15 protein-coding genes are annotated in these 16,849 nt (G+C 70.6%); 8 read left to right on the top strand and 7 right to left on the bottom strand.

Features of this window, described 5'->3' with window-relative positions; all coding sequences use genetic code 11:
• Positions 1 to 73 precede the first annotated feature (73 nt).
• Positions 74 to 1,294, top strand: a complete 1,221-nt coding sequence (gene glgC / locus ACWCRD_RS16885) for a glucose-1-phosphate adenylyltransferase (protein WP_450966567.1) — start codon at positions 74 to 76, stop codon at positions 1,292 to 1,294.
• Between the two features lie 12 nt (positions 1,295 to 1,306).
• On the opposite strand, the gene ACWCRD_RS16880 is transcribed toward glgC, so the two are convergent.
• Positions 1,307 to 1,693 carry a hypothetical protein gene (locus tag ACWCRD_RS16880; RefSeq protein ID WP_450966566.1) on the bottom strand — a complete coding sequence of 129 codons (387 nt, stop codon included), beginning with the start codon at positions 1,691 to 1,693 and terminating at the stop codon, positions 1,307 to 1,309.
• Between the two features lie 160 nt (positions 1,694 to 1,853).
• On the opposite strand from ACWCRD_RS16880, the gene ACWCRD_RS16875 reads away from it, so the two are divergent.
• The 5 genes from ACWCRD_RS16875 to ACWCRD_RS16855 all read left to right on the top strand — a co-directional run bounded on the left by ACWCRD_RS16875 (position 1,854) and on the right by ACWCRD_RS16855 (position 10,225).
• Positions 1,854 to 4,466 (top strand): PA14 domain-containing protein, encoded by a 2,613-nt coding sequence (locus tag ACWCRD_RS16875; RefSeq protein WP_450966565.1) that lies wholly within the window; start codon positions 1,854 to 1,856, stop codon positions 4,464 to 4,466.
• Positions 4,467 to 4,485: 19 nt separating this feature from the next.
• Positions 4,486 to 6,816 carry a GH92 family glycosyl hydrolase gene (locus ACWCRD_RS16870; RefSeq protein WP_450966564.1) on the top strand — a complete coding sequence of 777 codons (2,331 nt, stop codon included), beginning with the start codon at positions 4,486 to 4,488 and terminating at the stop codon, positions 6,814 to 6,816.
• Positions 6,817 to 6,959: 143 nt separating this feature from the next.
• Positions 6,960 to 8,294 carry a wax ester/triacylglycerol synthase family O-acyltransferase gene (locus ACWCRD_RS16865; protein ID WP_450966563.1) on the top strand — a complete coding sequence of 445 codons (1,335 nt, stop codon included), beginning with the start codon at positions 6,960 to 6,962 and terminating at the stop codon, positions 8,292 to 8,294.
• Positions 8,295 to 8,397: 103 nt separating this feature from the next.
• Positions 8,398 to 9,915 carry an SDR family NAD(P)-dependent oxidoreductase gene (locus tag ACWCRD_RS16860; protein ID WP_450966562.1) on the top strand — a complete coding sequence of 506 codons (1,518 nt, stop codon included), beginning with the start codon at positions 8,398 to 8,400 and terminating at the stop codon, positions 9,913 to 9,915.
• Between the two features lie 76 nt (positions 9,916 to 9,991).
• Positions 9,992 to 10,225 (top strand): hypothetical protein, encoded by a 234-nt coding sequence (locus tag ACWCRD_RS16855; RefSeq protein WP_450966561.1) that lies wholly within the window; start codon positions 9,992 to 9,994, stop codon positions 10,223 to 10,225.
• 23 nt (positions 10,226 to 10,248) lie between these two features.
• Here the strand turns inward: ACWCRD_RS16855 and ACWCRD_RS16850 are convergent, their stop codons facing one another.
• The 3 genes from ACWCRD_RS16850 to ACWCRD_RS16840 form a co-directional block, all read right to left on the bottom strand.
• Positions 10,249 to 11,085, bottom strand: coding sequence for an SDR family oxidoreductase (locus ACWCRD_RS16850; protein ID WP_450966560.1), 837 nt, complete (start codon positions 11,083 to 11,085; stop codon positions 10,249 to 10,251).
• A gap of 25 nt (positions 11,086 to 11,110) precedes the next feature.
• Positions 11,111 to 11,560 carry a hypothetical protein gene (locus tag ACWCRD_RS16845; protein WP_450966559.1) on the bottom strand — a complete coding sequence of 150 codons (450 nt, stop codon included), beginning with the start codon at positions 11,558 to 11,560 and terminating at the stop codon, positions 11,111 to 11,113.
• 336 nt (positions 11,561 to 11,896) lie between these two features.
• Complete coding sequence (locus tag ACWCRD_RS16840; protein WP_450966558.1) at positions 11,897 to 13,024, bottom strand: ABC transporter ATP-binding protein; 1,128 nt, start codon at positions 13,022 to 13,024, stop codon at positions 11,897 to 11,899.
• Between the two features lie 376 nt (positions 13,025 to 13,400).
• Here ACWCRD_RS16840 and ACWCRD_RS16835 point away from each other — a divergent pair, with 376 nt between their 5' ends.
• Together ACWCRD_RS16835 and ACWCRD_RS16830 are read left to right on the top strand one after the other, a co-directional pair.
• Positions 13,401 to 13,574, top strand: coding sequence for a hypothetical protein (locus ACWCRD_RS16835; protein ID WP_180292383.1), 174 nt, complete (start codon positions 13,401 to 13,403; stop codon positions 13,572 to 13,574).
• 53 nt (positions 13,575 to 13,627) lie between these two features.
• On the top strand, positions 13,628 to 14,110 hold the full coding sequence (locus ACWCRD_RS16830; protein WP_450966557.1) for an N-acetyltransferase family protein: 483 nt from the start codon (positions 13,628 to 13,630) through the stop codon (positions 14,108 to 14,110).
• Positions 14,111 to 14,117: 7 nt separating this feature from the next.
• On the opposite strand, the gene ACWCRD_RS16825 is transcribed toward ACWCRD_RS16830, so the two are convergent.
• The 3 genes from ACWCRD_RS16825 to ACWCRD_RS16815 form a co-directional block, all read right to left on the bottom strand.
• Positions 14,118 to 14,759: a LysE family translocator gene (locus ACWCRD_RS16825; protein ID WP_450966556.1), complete on the bottom strand. Its 642-nt coding sequence runs from the start codon at positions 14,757 to 14,759 to the stop codon at positions 14,118 to 14,120.
• A 67-nt stretch (positions 14,760 to 14,826) separates the two neighbouring features.
• The gene (locus tag ACWCRD_RS16820; RefSeq protein WP_450966555.1) at positions 14,827 to 15,255 is read right to left on the bottom strand and encodes a VOC family protein; all 429 of its coding nucleotides are present in this window, start codon (positions 15,253 to 15,255) and stop codon (positions 14,827 to 14,829) included.
• A gap of 84 nt (positions 15,256 to 15,339) precedes the next feature.
• The gene (locus ACWCRD_RS16815) at positions 15,340 to 16,683 is read right to left on the bottom strand and encodes an amidase (RefSeq protein ID WP_450966554.1); all 1,344 of its coding nucleotides are present in this window, start codon (positions 16,681 to 16,683) and stop codon (positions 15,340 to 15,342) included.
• Positions 16,684 to 16,849: the final 166 nt, after the last annotated feature.

The following is a 16,849-nucleotide window of genomic DNA, read 5'->3' as shown; positions in this document are numbered from 1 at the left end:
CGGGTTCCTCGAACAGGCTTACTGGGCGCTGCTCAGGGGCAGGCATGGATCAACCACGGTGAGGGGAGCGGCCATGCGTCGTGGCGGACCTTCGGTGCTCGGGATCGTACTGGCGGGCGGAGAAGGCAAACGCCTCATGCCCCTGACTGCGGACCGCGCGAAACCAGCGGTCACCTTCGGCGGTACGTACCGCCTCGTCGACTTCGTGCTGTCCAACCTCGTCAACGGCGACATCCTGCGCATCTGTGTGCTGACGCAGTACAAGTCGCACTCGCTTGACCGGCACATCACCACCACCTGGCGGATGTCCAGCCTGCTCGGCAACTACGTCACCCCGGTCCCGGCCCAGCAGCGGCTCGGCCCGCGCTGGTACCTGGGCAGCGCCGACGCGCTGCTGCAGTCGCTGAACCTGGTGCACGACGAAGGACCCGAGTACGTCGTGGTGTTCGGCGCCGACCACGTCTACCGCATGGACCCGCGGCAGATGCTCGCCCAGCACATCGAGAGCGGCGCGGGCGTCACGGTCGCGGGCATCCGTGTGCCGCGTGCCGAGTCCTCGCAGTTCGGTGTGATCACTCCGGGCTCGGACGGCCTGACGGTCGAGCGCTTCCTGGAGAAGCCCGTCGACCCGCCCGGTCTCGCGGACGACCCGGAGACGATCTTCGCCTCCATGGGCAATTACATCTTCACCACCAAGGCGCTGATCGAGGCGCTGCAGCGGGACGCCGACGACGAGAACTCCGTGCACGACATGGGCGGCTCGATCCTGCCCGCGCTCACCGAGCGCGGCGAGGCCCAGCTGTACGACTTCAGCGCCAACCACGTGCCCGGCGAGACCAACCGCGACCGCGGCTACTGGCGCGACGTCGGCACGCTCGACGCGTACTACGACGCCCACATGGACCTGATCGCCGAGCGGCCAGCCTTCAACCTCTACAACCGGCAGTGGCCGATCTACACCCACTCCAACCAGCTCTCCCCGGCCCGTTTCAACGCGGGCGGCATGGCCAGCGAGTCCATCATCAGCGCCGGCTGCCTCATCCGCGGCCAGGTCACCCGCTCCATCCTGTCGCCCGGCGTCAGGGTCGACCCGGGCGCCGTCGTCCAGGGCTCGGTGCTGCACGACAACGTCCACATAGGGCGGGGCGCGGTCGTGCGCGGGGCGGTGCTGGACAAGAACGTCGAAGTACCGCCGGGCGCGACGATCGGCGTCAACCCGGAGCGGGACGCGGAGCTGTACACCGTGTCCAAGGGCGGGGTGATCGCGCTCGGGAAGGGGCAGATCGTCTCGTAGCCGGCGGGACGGTCAGCCGGAGGCCTCCTGCATCGCCCGGAAGTTCTTCATGATGGCCTCGCTGGTGGGTCGCACCTCACGGGTCGGGCTGAACTGCAGGGCTTCGGTGCCGGGCGCGGTGCGCACGGGGACGTGGCCGGGCGGTGTGTAGTAGGCGTCGCCCGCCTCGTAGACCTCGTCGTGGTCCGCGTAGTGGAAGGTCAGCTGCCCCTTGAAGACATAGCCCCAGTGCGGGCACTGGCACCGGTCGTCGGGCAGCCCCTTGAGCAGGGGAGTGTGATCGACGTTCTCGCGGAACGTGACGAAGTCCACCGTGTAGTCGTCCAACTCCTCGGACCGGTCGAGAACGATTCCGAAGTCACCGCCCTGGCTGGCCGTCTCCCTGGATACCTTCGACATCTTCGTCGCCTTCTCTCCGCCGAGGTGGGCTCTTGTGTCAATCCTCCGCGCCCGTCGGACGAACGGCATCCGGTGGGGCTTGTCATGTCCCTGGACGGAGTCCGGAATCCGTGTTGTCATGCCAACTGCTGTCCATGACAACGTTGTTATGGGAGGTTCCGTGCACTTCCGACGCCTCAGAGACAGACTCGCCTTAGTGCTCGCAGCGGCCCTCGGCGCCGCCGGACTCGCCGCCGCCCCCACCGCGACCGCCGCGGCCGAGGATTCCATGGAGATCCACGGCCTGAAGGGCGAGTACTACACCCAGTCCGCCCCCGGCGCCTTCGACTTCGACCGCCTCAAGGCCACCGTATTCGACCCGAACCTCGACTTCGACAACCTCGAGCCTCGCCTCGCCTTCACCACCGGCCAGTCGGACGACGTCAGCGTCCGCTGGACCGGAAAGATCGTGCCGGAGAAGACCGGCCCCCACACCTTCTCGATCATCGGCGACAACGGCTTCCGGCTGTGGATCGACGGGAAGCTCGTCATCGACCACTGGGTGGACGACTGGGACCGCGAACAGACCGGTGCGCCCGTCGAGTTGACCGCGGGCAAGGCCTACGACATCAAGGACGAGTACTTCGAGCACTACGGCGGCTCCAACCTCCATCTGCGCTGGACCCGGCCCGGCGGCAGCAAGGAGCCCGTCCCGCAGTCGGCCCTCCGCCTCCCCGACGGATGGGCCTACGACGGCGCCACCGCCGCAACGGTCACCGGCACAGGCCGCACCCTCAAGCTCGACTTCCCCCAGCGCCTCGCCGCACCCCCGGCCGGCCTGACCGGCCACCTCGAAGCGGTGATCGGCGGCGCCCAGTGGCCCCTGGCGTCCGCCCGGCTGGACCCCGCCGACCCGAGGGCGCTGCTCGTCGCCCTGAAGGAACCCGTCGTCGGCAACAAGACCGCCACCGCACGCGGCACCGCCGACGTCCGCTACGACGGAAACGGCGGCCTCACCGCCGCTGACGGCAACGTTGTCAAGGAGTTCTGGAGCAGCGGCCCGAACCGCTCCACGTACGAACTTCGCACGCGGTGGGCCGACCAGGTGGGCCCGGACAACGCCCTCCCGGAATATCCGCGCCCGCAGCTGACCCGCCCCGCCTGGCGCAACCTCAACGGCCGCTGGCAGTTCGCCGCCGCCACGGCCGGGGAGAAGCCGCCCGTCGGCAGGACCCTCGCCGAGCGCATCCTCGTCCCGTACCCCGTGGAGTCCCAGCTCTCCGGACTCGAGCGGCACGAGGACCGCATGTGGTACCGCCGCACCTTCACCGTCCCCGCCGACTGGCGCATCGGCTCCGCAAAGCGGCTGCGGCTCAACTTCGGCGCCGTCGACTGGCGGGCCGAGGTGTACGTCAACGGCACCGAGGTGGCCCAACACCAGGGCGGATACGACAAGTTCAGCGCCGACATCACCGATGGCCTCAAGCCTGGCCGCACCCAGGAACTGATCGTCGGCGTCTACGACCCCACCGACGCCGCCACCGGCGAGAACCCGCCACTCGGCAAGCAGCGCCTGGATCCCGGCGGCATCTGGTACACGCCCACCTCGGGCATCTGGCAGACGGTGTGGATGGAGCCGGTGGCGACCGATCACGTCGACTCCCTCAAGCTGACCCCCGACGTAGCCAAGAGCCAACTCACCGTCGAGGCAAAGGGAGTTCGCGACGGCGTCCCGATCACGGCGACCGCGTACGACGGAAAGCGCGAGGTCGCCACGGCCCGCGGCCGAACCGGCGCCGCCCTCACCCTGGCCCTCCGCGATCCGCACCTGTGGTCGCCCGACGACCCGTTCCTCTACGACCTGAAGGTCACCGTCGGCGCCGACCGCGTCGGCAGCTACTTCGGGATGCGCTCGATCGCCGTCGAGAAGGTGAACGGCGTCCCGCGCACCCTCCTCAACGGCAAACCGGTCTTCATGATGGCCGCCCTCGACCAGGGCTTCTGGCCCGACGGCCTGTACACCGCACCCACCGACGAGGCCCTCGCCCACGACCTGAGGGTCCACAAGCAGCTCGGCTTCAACGCCGTGCGCAAGCACATCAGGGTCGAGCCCGACCGCTGGTTCTGCTGGGCTGACCGGCTGGGCCTGATGGTGTGGCAGGACATGCCCGCGATGACCGCCGGGGCGGACCCGAGCCCGGCCGCCCGCGCCGAGTACGAGCGGGAGCTGAAGCAGATGATCGACGAGCACATCAGCAGCCCGTCGGTCGTCATGTGGGTCACCTTCAACGAGGGCTGGGGCCAGTACGACGAGGCCCGCATCGCCGACCAGACGAAGGCCTGGGATCCGACCCGGCTGGTCAACTCCATGTCCGGGCTCAACCTCGGGGCCGACGGCGGGACCGGCGACATCATGGACGAGCACGGCTACCCCAGCCCCGCCCTGCCATCGCACCCCGACGGCCGACGCGCCCTGGTCAGCGGCGAGTACGGCGGCCTCGGCCTCGCGGTGCCGGGACACGCCTGGTCCGTGCAGCAGTCGTACGTCGACGTCGACCCGGCGTCCTACACCGACGACTATCTGGCCGAACTCGCCGAGGTGCACGCCCTGGCCTGCAAGGGGAGCAACGGTGCGGTCTACACCCAGATCTCCGACGTCGAGGGCGAGCTCAACGGCCTGCTGACGCACGACCGCAAGGTGCTCAAGCGGGACGTCCAGCGTGTGCGCACGGCCCAGCAGGCCATGATCCGCGACGCTTCCCAGGCGACTCCCGCAGGCTGCCCGACCCCCTGAACCCCGGAGGACCTCCGACATGAGATGGACACGGCGCCTGCGCCTGTGCACGGCAGGTGCGCTGGCAGCCTCCGCGCTGTTCACCGCACCCGCCACCGCACAGGCCACCCAGCCGAACCACGGTCAACTCACCGATCTCGTCAACCCGTTCATCGGAACCGAGAACGAGGGCAACACCTATCCCGGCGCCGCCGTCCCCTTCGGCATGGTGCAGCTCTCCCCGGACACCGGCCACAACACCGGCTACGACTACTCCCAGAACCACATCCGCGGCTTCTCCCTGGTCCATCTGTCGGGCGTCGGCTGCGGGCTCGGCGGGGATCTGCCGGTGCTGCCGACCACGGGTGACGTCACGCAGACGGACTACGCCAAGTACGCCGCCGAGTTCAGCCATGACGACGAGGCCGCGAGCCCCGGCTACTACCGGGTCGGCCTGAAGACCGGCATCGGGGCCGAACTCTCCGCCACGGCGCGCACCGGCGTACAGCGCTACACCTTCCCGGCCACCGACAAGGCCAACGTCCTGCTGAACGCGGCCCAGTCGCTGCACACCACGGTCTCCACCAAGGTCGAGATCCTGGACAGCCGCACCGTGCGCACCGCCATCACCGGCCGCGGCTTCTGCCAGGACACCAAGCCGTACACCGTCTACACGATCACCCGTTTCGACCGCCCCTTCAGCGCGTACGGCACCTGGGACGGCTCGACCGTGACCGCGGGCTCGAAGAGCGGGCCCGGCGGGGCGTACGTCCGCTTCGACGCCACCAAGGACCGCACGGTCGAGGCGACCACCGCCCTGTCCTACGTCGACGCGCACGGCGCCGCAGCCAACCTCCGCGCGGAGGGCGGGCGTTCCTTCGACGCCGTACGCCACGCGGCGCAGCAGGCGTGGGAGGACCGCCTCGACGACGTACGGGTGAAGGGCGGCGCGGACAGCCTGCGCCGGACCTTCTACTCGGCGCTGTACCGCTCGTTCCTGGCCCCGAACATCGGCAGCGACGCCGACGGCCGCTACACCGGCTGGGACCAGAGGATCCACCGCACCGACGGCTTCACCTACTACCAGAACTGGTCCCTGTGGGACACCTACCGCACCCAGTCCCAGCTGCTGTCCCTGCTCGCGCCCCGCGAGGCCCGCGACATGGCGATCTCGGTGATCAGGATCTCCGAGGAGAGCGGCTGGCTGCCCAAGTGGGGCTACGGCACCGTCGAGACGAACATCATGACCGGCGACCCGGTCACCCCGTTCCTCACCAACGCCTACCAGCAGGGCCTGCTCAAGGGGGCCGAAGGATACGCGGAGCGGGCCTACCGGGCGCTGAAGCAGAACGCCGACGGGGTGCCGCCCGCGGACTCGCCGGCGGTGGGCCGTGAGGCGAACAAGGAGTACATCGCGGAGGGCTTCGCCCCGTACATCAAGGGCCGCCCGCATGTGAAGCCGGGCGACTCGGACTACGACCACGGCGCCTCGGCGACCCTGGAGTACGCCCTGTCGGATGCGATGCTCGCGCAGATGGCCCGGGGTCTCGGGCACACGGCGGACGCCGACCGGTATGCCGCGCGGGCGCAGAGCTACCGCAACCTCTTCGACCCCTCGACCGGCTTCTTCCGCGCCCGCGACGCCTCCGGCGCCTTCACCGGGCCGGCCGACCCGGCGCGGAGCGAGGGCTTCCACGAGGGCACGTCCTGGCAGTACCAGTGGCTGGTCCCGCAGGACCTGCCGGGCATGGTCTCCCTGATCGGCGGCGAGCAGGCCGCGAACGACCGGCTCGACTCGTTCTTCGCCTACGACCGGCTGCTGGCCGACCCGGCGAAGACCGCCCGCGAGGTGTGGGTCAACGGCCCGTACGACTACTACAACGCCGACAAGTACAACCCGCAGAACGAGCCCGACCTCATCGCCCCGTACACCTACCTCTCGACCGGTGAGCCGTGGAAGACGACCGACGTCGTGCACGCGGCGCTGACCCTGTTCACGGACGGTCCCACCGGCATGACCGGCAACGACGACCTGGGCACGATGTCCGCCTGGAACGTGCTGTCGTCGATCGGGATCTTCCCGGTGCAGCCCGGCTACGACACCTGGGGACTGTCCACGCCGGTCTTCGACCGGGTCGACCTGACGCTCGACCGCCGCTACTTCCCGCGCCGCGCCCTGACGATCACCGCGCCCGGCACCTCCGCCGCCGAGCGGTACATCCAGTCGGCCCGCACGGACGGGAGGGCCTACGACCGCACATACCTGACGACCGGTTCCCTGCGCTCCCTGCGCGCGCTCGACTTCACGGTCGGCTCGCGCCCGTCTGAGTGGGGAACATCGGCGAAGGCGGCACCACCTGCGCTGAGGTGACCTCAGTGTCTCTTGAGTCCCGCCTCTCACGGAGAGGCGGGACTTAATCTGCTGTTAACTGTGCGTAGCTTGATCGTACTTGACCGTAATCGCTTGTGGGGGGTTGACTGCTGGTTCACCCTTCGTCGACGCGAGGCAAGCCATTGACTTCTGACCTGCTCGCTCCTCTCGACCTGGCGTTCTGGAACATCGAGTCCGCGGAACACCCCATGCACCTGGGCGCGCTGGGGATCTTCTCGGCGCACTCGCCCACCGCGGGCGCCCACGCCGCCGACCTGCTCGCCGCGCGGGCCGCGGCCGTACCCGGGCTGCGGATGCGCATCCGGGACATATGGCAGCCGTCTCCGCTGCGGCTGCTGTCCTTCGGCAGCGCCACCCGTGAGCCCGACCCCGGCTTCGATCCGCTCCACCATGTGCGGCTGCACGCGCCGACCGCGGACTTCCACGCCGAGGCCGGCCGGCTCATGGAGCGCTCACTGGAGCGCGGCCGGCCGCCGTGGGAGGCGCATGTGCTGCCGGGGGAGGACGGGGTGTCCTTCGCGGTGCTGTTCAAGTTCCACCACGCCCTGGCCGACGGTCTGCGCGCGCTGACCCTGGCTGCCGCCATCCTGGACCCGATGGACATGCCGGAGCGGAAGCCCCGCCCCGCGGAGCCCAGGCCCGGCCTGCTGCCCGACGTGCGCAAGCTGCCCGGGCTGGTCCGGGGCACCCTGTCCGACGTGGGGCGCGCCCTCGACATCGGAGCCTCGCTGGCCGTGTCCAGCCTGGGGGTGCGCTCCTCGCCCGCGTTCACCGCCGAGGCCACCGGCACCCGCCGCACCGCGGGCGTGGTCCTCGACCTGGACGATGTGCACCGCATCCGCAAGGCCCAGGGCGGCACCGTCAACGACGTCCTGATCGCGCTGGTCGCGGGCGCCCTGCGCCGCTGGCTCGACGAGCGCGGCGACGGCAGCGACGGGGTCAGGCCACGCGCCCTGATCCCCGTCTCCAAGCGCCGCCCGCGCACCGCCAGCCCACAGGGCAACCGGCTCTCCGGCTACGTGATACGGCTTCCCGTCGACGACCCCGACCCGCTCGGCCGCCTCGACACGGTCCGCTCCGCCATGGACCGCAACAAGGACGCCGGCCCCAACCGGGGCGCGGGCGCCGTCGCCCTGCTCGCCGACCATGTGCCGGCGCTCGGCCACCGGCTCGGCGGACCGCTGGTCAGCCAGGCCGCCCGGCTCTGGTTCGACATCCTGGTCACCAGCGTGCCGCTGCCCAGCCTTGGCCTGAAGCTCGGCGGCAACCCGGTCACGCAGGTTTTCCCGTTCGCCCCGCTGGCCCGCGGCCAGTCCCTGGCGGTGGCCGTCTCCACCTACCGCGGACACGTCCACTACGGCCTCGTCGCCGACGCCCAGGCCGTACCGGACCTGGACCGGCTGGCCGCCGCCCTCACCGAGGAGGTCGACACGCTCATCACCGCCTGCGGTTCATAGCCTCCCGGATTTTGGAGGACTGGCCCGGCGCTCCGTACAATTCCCCGTTCGAAAGCGGACGCGGTCGGAGCGCCGCGCGGGTGATCAGGGAAACGGCAGCGCGATGACGGTGACAGACGAAGGCTCGGCGATCACGGACGAGGTCGTGTACGAGCCCGGTGACGAGGTCGTGTACGGCCCCGGCATCGACCCGGAGCGGCTCGCCGTCTGCCTCAGCGTCCTGGAGGAACTCGACAAGCTCGAGGTCGACCACCCGGACGCGATCGCCGTGCGCCGGGCCACCGCGGGCATCTACCGCACGGTCAAGCAGCGCCGCCGCCAGGAGCGCCGGGCGGCCAAGACCGCCCACGACAAGGCGGTCACGGAGGCCACGGCAACCGGCTCCGCCCAGCGCATCGACGACGAGACCGAGGGCATCCTGCCGTCGTCGGCGACGGAGCAGGGCAAGATCGCGGGGATACTCCAGCGCCCTCGCTCCTGCTACACCTGCAAGACCCGGTACGTGGAAGTCGACTACTTCTACCACCAGCTCTGTCCCGACTGCGCCCGCCTCAACCGCGGCAAGCGCGACGCCCGCGCCGACCTCACCGGCAAGCGCGCCCTGCTCACCGGGGGCCGAGCCAAGATCGGCATGTACATCGCGCTCAGGCTGCTGCGCGACGGCGCGCACACCACCATCACCACGCGCTTCCCCAAGGACGCCATCCGCCGCTTCAAGGCCATGGACGACTCCGCGGACTGGATGCACCGCCTGGAGGTCGTCGGCATCGACCTGCGCGACCCGGCCCAGGCCGTGGCCCTCGCCGACCAGGTCGCCGACGCGGGCCCGCTCGACATCCTCGTCAACAACGCGACGCAGACCGTACGGCGCCTGCCCTCCGCCTACGCCGCCCTCGTCGACGGCGAGAGCGCCCCGCTGCCCGCCGGTGAGCTGCCCGCCCACCACGTCATCGGCGCCTTCAACTCCGGCGCGGTCGACGGTCTCGCCGCACTGCCGCTCGGCACCAGCGGCCTGGACGCCCAGCAGGTCGCCGACCTCGCCCTGGTCGCGGGCAACGCCAGCGTCGCCCGGCACCTCGACGGCACCGCCATCGACGCCGGCGGCCTGGTCCCCGACGTCGTCGACACCAACACCTGGGTGCAGACCATCGAGCAGATCTCCCCGGTCGAGCTCCTCGAGACCCAGCTGTGCAACTACACGGCGCCGTTCATCCTGATCAGCAAGCTGCGCCCGGTCATGGCGGACGCCGCGAGGAAGGCGACCAGTGGACGCGCGTACGTCGTGAACGTCTCCGCGATGGAGGGCGTCTTCGGCCGCGGCTACAAGGGCGCCGGCCACCCCAACACCAACGCCGCCAAGGCCGCCATGAACATGGTCACCCGGACCAGCGGCCAGGAGATGTTCCAGACCGACGGCATCCTGATGACCTCGGTCGACACCGGTTGGATCACCGACGAGCGTCCCCACTACGACAAGCTGCGCCTGGCCGAGGAGGGCTTCCACGCCCCGCTCGACCTGGTCGACGGGGCCGCACGGGTCTACGATCCGATTGTGCGCGGCGAGCAGGGCGAGGACCTGTACGGCGTCTTCCTGAAGGACTACGCGCCCGGCAAGTGGTGAACCACAGGCCCCGACGTGTGGCCCGGCGCCCGTAGGGAACCCGGACCCTGGTGATCTACCGTGCCAGGGAGTGACCATGAGCAGTCCACACAGCATTGATCCGCGAGCGCAGAACGACCCGCGCAACCGCTATCCGACCGACGAACAGTTCTACGGCAGCGACCGCCCCGACCACGCCGTACTGCCGGAGGACCGGCCGCGCGGCGGCGGGGGCACGAGTTCGGTGAAGCACCGCGGCACGTGGGCCACGGTCGCGCTCGTCGCCGGCATCATCCTGCTGATCCTCCTGGGGATCGCACTGTTCCCGTGAGGGAGCCACAGCCGTAGCCACCGTCACGAGCGAGGTGGTGCGTATGAGCGAAGACGGTCGTGGACGGCGTACCCCTGCGCGGAGTGCGCCGTCCTGACACGTGTGCCGCCGTCCACCAGCAGATCCGCGCCGGTGATCCACTGCGCGGCGTCCGAGGCCAGCCACAGCACGGCCCGCGCGACGTCCTCAGGCTCACCGATGCGCCCCAGCGGCAGCCCGGCGGCCGCCTCCTTCTCGCCCGGCTCCCACACGAACCGCGCCATCTCGGTGCGCACGAGGCCGGGGGAGACCGAGTTGACCCGCACCTTCGGCGCCAGCTCCCCGGCGAGCTGCTGCGTCAGATGCAGCAGGGCCGCCTTGCTGGTGCCGTACGCGCCGACGTTCGGCCCGACATGGCCCGCGCCCTCCGTGCAGACGTTGACGACCGAGCCGCCGTGCTCGTGCATCCAGGCCCGCCACGCGCACTGCACCAGCCTGAGCGGCGCCTCGACGTTCACGGCGAACGCCTTCCGCCAGGCATCGGGATCCACGTCCATGAGCGGTCCGTACGGCTGGTTCGTCGCCGCGTTGTTGACCACGACGTCGATTCGGCCGAACGCGCGCAGGGCCCGCTCCGTGACCTCCCGCAGATGATCCGGATCCGCGACGCTGCCGCTCACCCCGATGCCGCCCAGCTCCTCGGCCGTGGAGCGCACCTGGTCCGCGTCGCGCGCGGTCACACAGACCAGAGCCCCCGCCGCGGCCAGCTGCCCGGCGACGGCCCGACCGATCCCGCGGGTCCCCCCGGTGACGACGGCAGCTCTCCCCTCGAGCCCGTACCCGCCGGCTCCGTGCCCCTTGAGTGCGTACGACGACGTCATCGCCGTACCGTCTCATGACGGGCCGTCAGTCGACAGCCCCGAGACGGGAGTTGCGTGCGGCGACCAGCTCCAGCACCGTGCGCCAGTCCTCCAGCACCCCCGCGTCGAAGCCGGCGCTGTGGCCCTCCTCGTCCGCCTGGCGCAGGCGCTGCAGATCGTCGTCGGCGGGCAGCCCGCCGCGATGCTGCTCGCGCACCAGCCGGGCGACCCGCTCCCCGAGCAGGCCCCGCACCGCGTCGGCCGCGCACTCGGAGTGGGCGCTCTCGTCGCCCGGCCGCAGCAGCGGGCCGATCGCGTGGACCAGGCCCGCGACCTGGAGCTCCTTGTCGGCGGGGCGGCGGCGCCGCAGCAGTGCGGCGGTCTGCAGCGCGTGCTGGTGCAGATCGACCCGGCGACTTCGCAGGCCCGGGGCGCCCCACGAGCCCCGGCAGGCGTACAGCAGATCCATCAGCTCCTCGACACTGCGCAGCTCCATGCGCCAGTCCTTCCGCCGGACAAGCCGTTGCCGTCCCGTCAGCAGATCATGGCCGCCTTGCGATTCGGCCAACGGGACTTGAACTGCGTGGCCGGTTCACCGCGCTCCGTGACCTCGCCTCGCCGGCGAAGTACCCGTGTCCTCGGGAAGCCGCTGCCCGGTCAGGGCCGAGAAGCAGTGCACGCCGTCCGTGCGGACCGTCACCCGCAGGGTGGCCCCGGCGCCGTGGGCGGGGCGGCCCGGGAGCCGGATGGCGAGGCGGCCGAGTCCCTTCGCCGGACAGGCCTCGCGTATGGGGCCGGACCTGCGTGGCCAGTTCGCAGCGCTCCGTGGGCCTCACGTCGCCGGCGAAGTACCCGTGTCCTCAGGAAGCCGCTGCCCGGTCAGGGCCGAGAAGCAGTGCACGCCGTCCGTGCGGACCGTCACCCGCAGGGTGGCCCCGGCGTCGTAGGTGGGGCGTCCCGGGAGCCGGACGACGAGGCGGGCCAGCCCCTCGCCGGACCACGCCGTCGTACGGAGGTGGACGACAGCGCCGGTGTCCTCGACTCTCTCCACCACGAGGTCCAGTCCCGGCGTCTCCCGGTCCTCCGGCGACAGGAACTCGAACTGCTCGGGCCGGACGCCGAGCACGATCTCGTCGGGGCCTCCGGCCGCGGCCGCGCGCAAGGTGCCGCGGGGCAGCGGCACGTCGAGGGCGCCGAACCGGGCCCCGGCCGAGGACAGCGGAAGCCGGAAGAGGTTCATCGCGGGCGAGCCGATGAAACCGGCCACGAACGTGTTGGCCGGGTGCGTGTAGACCTCCTTCGGCGTGCCCACCTGCTGCAGCACACCGTCCTTGAGCACGGCGAGGCGATCACCCACGGCCATCGCGTCGGCCTGGTCGTGGGTGACGTACACCGTCGTGATGCCGAGATGGTGCTGCAGTCGCACGATCTGTCTACGGGTCTGCGCCCGCAGCCGGGCGTCGAGATTGGACAACGGTTCGTCCATCAGATAGACCCGCGGGTCCCGCACGAGCACCCGGCCCGTCGCGACACGCTGCTGCTCGCCGCCCGCCAGCGACCTGGGACGACGGCCCAGGAACTGCTCCAGATCGAGGACGGAAGCGGCGTGCTCGACGCGCTGCCGGGCGCGCACCCTGGCCATGCGGGCGATCCTCAGGGCGAAGCCGATGTTGTCGGCAGCCGACAAATGCGGGTACAGGGCGTAGTCCTGGAACACCATCGCGACGTCGCGCTCCCTGGGCGGAAGATGGGTCACGTCCCGGACGCCGATGAGGATCGAACCCGAGTCGACGTCCTCAAGTCCGGCGAGCATGCGCAGGCAGGTCGACTTTCCACAACCGGAAGGGCCGAGCAGGACCATGAACTCACCGTCCCCGATCTCCAGGTCGAGCGAGTCCACGGCCGGCCGGCCCATCGACGGGAAGCACCGGGTGGCCCGGTCGAAGGTGACGGACGCCATGACATCCCCCTCCCGGACAGGTCCCTCGCACCCAGCATGGAACGGGTGTTGCCCCTTCGGCACGCCTGTAGACCGAACGAGTGACAAGAGAGGCGTCTGAAACCGGACGACTTATGACAGTAACCCCAAGTTTTCAGCGCCATAGAGCGGATGCCCGCTCATTTGGTTAATCTGGACTGGACGGACAGCACCAACGGGTCCAACCCACACCCACGTCCGTCCCGGGGCAAGCCGGCAGACAACGGCCTGTTCTACAAGAGTTGCCGGCGCCACCGCGTCCGAACTGCTTTCGACTCACACCCGAGCGGGCGTCAGGCGCCGGACCGCAAAGTGGTCGGCACGCCCCGAGGGTGACCCGACACATAAGGAGTGCGCGGTGACACCGGAGAAGACGAATCGCGAACAGCGCCCCAAGGAACGCACGGAGCGCCCCGGCCGACGGTCGGACGAACTCGGCAGCCTGGAAGTCTGGGCCCACGCGGCCCCCATTCGCCTGGCAGGCTACGAGGACGACCTCGCCGAGCCCCACATCCTGCCCAGCGTGGACTGACCCGGCAGGACCTTCGCGATCGCCGGCTGCATGGGCGTGCGAGACTCACGCCCATGCAGATCAGAGAAGCCGCGGCCGAGGACTGGCCGCGGATCTGGCCTTTCTGGCACCGTATCGTCGCCGCAGGAGAGACCTACACCTGGGACCCGGACACCTCCGAGGAGGCGGCCCGGGCCCTTTGGATGAACCCGGCCAAGCGTGTCTTCGTCGTCGAGGACGAGGACGGCTCCGTCGTCGGCTCGGCCTACGTCACCCCCAACTACGGCGGCCCCGCGGCGCACATCGCCAACGCCGGTTTCATGGTCGACCCCGACCGGGCGGGCCGCGGCATCGGCAGCGCCCTCGCCGAACACGTCCTGGCCGCCGCCAGGTCCGAGGGCTTCCGGGGGATGGTCTTCAACGCCGTCGTCGAGACGAACCCGGCCGTGCAGCTGTGGACGTCCCTGGGCTTCGAGATCCTGGGCACGGTCCCGGAGGCGTACGACCATCCGCGTTACGGCCGGGTGGGACTGCATGTGATGTACCGCGCGCTGTAGGGCCCGGCTAGTCCTTGCGTCCCGTCACGGCCACCGTCACCCCGAGGCCGATCATGGTGAGGCCGCCGACGCCGCCGACCAGGGAGAGCCGGCGCGGGGAGCGGGCGAACCAGCCGCGGGCGGTGGACGCGATCAGGCCCCACACGCTGTCGGAGACCAGCGCGATCACGTTGAAGACCAGGCCGAGCAGCAGCATCTGCACCGTGACGTGTCCGCTGTCGCGGTCCACGAACTGCGGCAGCACGGCCGCGAAGAACACGATGGTCTTCGGGTTGGTGACACCGACCGCGAACCCCTCCCAGAAGGTACGCAGCCCGCTGTGCGCGGGCGCCTCGCCGCCCGTGAACGCGGCCCGCAGCGACCCCCGTTCACGCCACGCCTTCACCCCGAGGTACACCAGGTAGACCGCGCCGGCCAGCTTGAGCACGGTGAAGACCAGGACCGAGCGTTCCACGACGGAGCCGATGCCGAACGCCACCGCCACCACCAGCAGATAGGCGCCGAGCGTGTTGCCCACGACGGTGGTCAGCGCGGCCCGGCGCCCCTGCGCGAGCGCCCGTCCGATCACGAACAGCACACTGGGCCCCGGTATCACGATCAGCAGGAAGGACAGCGCCGCGAAGGCGAGCAGACGGTCGGTGGACATCATGCGATCCATGCAAGCACGGGCAGGATCCCGTCTTCAGCCCATTTTCCCGGAGGCCACGGGCTTCCGCTCAGTCGATGCAGAACTCGTTGCCCTCGATGTCCAGCATCGGGATGCACGCATCATTGCCGTCGTACAGCGTTCGCACGTGCACCGCACCGAGCGGAACCAGCCGCGCGCATTCGGCCTCGAGTGCGGCGAGGCGTTCTTCCCCCACGAGTCCGGTGCCGACCCGCACATCAAGATGCACCCGGTTCTTGACGGCCTTCCCTTCGGGAACGCGCTGGAAGTACAGTCGCGGGCCCACACCTGAGGGATCCATGCAGGCGAACCATGAATCCCGCTGCTCGGGTGGCTGCGAACGCCTGAAATCATCCCACGTGGCAAACCCCTCGGGTGGCGGTGGCACGACATACCCCAACACCTCGCACCAGAAACGAGCGAGGCGCTCGGGTTCGGCGCAGTCGAAGGTGACTTGGAACTCCTTGATCGCTGACACCGGGGCACCGTACCAAGGGACTTGGGGCTCTGCTCAGTGGCGGCTGTCGCCCCGCACCAAAACCCTGGACCGTGCACGCGCTCGTCAGTCCAGCGGCGCCGTCCGCTGCCACGGATGCAGCTTCTCCAGTTGCTGCGCCACCTCCAGGAGCATCGCCTCGGAGCCCGGGCGGCCCACCAGCTGGATCGCGCAGGGGGCGCCGGAGGGCAGGGTGCCGAAGGGGACGGACATGGCGGGCCAGCCGGTCAGATTCCACGGCGGGGTCAGGGGCGAGTAGTTGGTGTTGGCGAGGACGTTGACCAGCCAGCCCCGCTCGTGCCAGGCCACCGACCTGGGGGAGCGGCGGGCCAGCGCGGGGGTGAGCAGGACGTCGTACTCGGCGAAGAACGGCTCCATCCGGCGGCGCAGTCGCTCCCGGCTGTCGCCGCCCCGGACGCTGCTCAGGAAGCGGCGGCCGATGGTGGCGTGCACGCGGGTGCGCCGGTTGAGCAGGCGCGGGTCCAGGCCCTGGGCGTCCACCGCCGTGCCCGCCGTCCAGTGGGCGAGGGACATCGTGCTCAGGGAGAGCGGGTAGGGCGGGTCGGCGCGGCGGACCTGGTGGCCGGCCTTGATCAGCACCCCGGCCGCGTCGCGGGCCGCGGTCGTGTACGGCGTGCTGATGGTGACGCCGGCCAAGGGACTGCGCAGCGAGACGGCGATCTTGCGCATGGCGGGTTCGGACGGCGGCGCCGTCTCGGTGTCCGCCAGCACCGCCAGCATCAGGCGCGCGTCCTCGACCGTCGTGGCGAGCGGACCGTTCTCCGACATGCCGAACCAGTCGCCGTCGCTGATGCCCGCCGGGACGACCCCGGTGCCCGGCTTGATGGTGACCAGGCCGCAGTTGGCGGCCGGGATGCGCAACGAGCCCATGCCGTCGTTGCCGAGAGCGATCGGCACCAGGCCGGCGGCGACCGCGGCCGCACTGCCTCCCGAGGAACCGCCCGCCGTGCGGCTCGGGTCCCAGGGGTTGCGGGCGGTGCCGTGGACGCCCTCGGTGGTGCCGAAGACGCACAGCTCGGGCACGTTCGTCAGCCCCACGACCACCGCGCCCGCCGCCCGCAGCCGGGCCACCGTGATGTGATCGTCGGTGGCGGGCGTGTCCGGCGTCGCGGCGGAGCCCACACGATTGGACTCACCCCGCACGGCCAGGTTGTCCTTGACCGCCACCGGCACACCGGCCAGCGGCAGTTCGGCCAGATCATCACGGGAGGCCACCTCGTCGGCCTCGGCGAGCGCCGCCTCGGCCCGTACCACCCGGAACGCCCCGACCCGCCCGTCCAGCCGCTCGATCCGGTCGAGGTGCTCGGCCACCACCTCACGGGGCGTGGCCCGCTTCTCGCGTACGGCGGCGGCGATCTCGGCGGCGGTCCGGCCGACCCAGCTGGTCACGGGCGCTCCTCGGGGTGCGGATCAGGCAACTACTCATGAGTACGCAGAGCACTCTGCCCCGCCGCGGCCTCCGCGTCGAGAGCACTCGCTCTTGGACATTCGGGCGGCTCTTCTTGGACTTTTTGCCGGGCACCGGTCGGCCGTAGCGCCTTCGCCGCAGGTCATC

Source organism: Streptomyces sp. NPDC002092, from assembly GCF_053593775.1.
The sequence above is the reverse complement of the archived record's forward strand: the minus strand, read 5'-3'. Positions and strand labels throughout refer to the sequence as shown.